The 241-nt window shown below is 44.8% G+C and carries 1 protein-coding gene; it reads left to right on the top strand.

Annotation, left to right across the window (positions count from 1 at the left end):
* Positions 1–241, top strand: a 241-nt coding sequence (locus AAEY78_RS14745) for an efflux RND transporter permease subunit (protein ID WP_352340220.1), incomplete at both ends; no start/stop codon positions are given.

Raw genomic sequence — 241 nt, 5'->3', positions numbered from 1 at the left:
ATTTAGTCGATAAAGCGGTCACGACTGTGGTTGAAGCGCTATTGATGGCCTTTGGATTTATCGTGATTATTTTGGCGTTATTTCTGGTCAATATACGGGCGACATTGTTGGTATTGTTGTCGATCCCGGTGTCGATCGGTTTGGCGTTATTGATCATGTCTTACTATGGTATGTCGGCTAATTTAATGTCGTTGGGTGGTCTTGCGGTTGCGATTGGTATGTTGGTTGATGGCTCGGTGGT

The organism is Psychrobacter sp. 16-MNA-CIBAN-0192 (assembly GCF_040309565.1).
GTDB lineage: Bacteria > Pseudomonadota > Gammaproteobacteria > Pseudomonadales > Moraxellaceae > Psychrobacter.
This window is presented reverse-complemented; position numbering and strand designations above follow the sequence as displayed.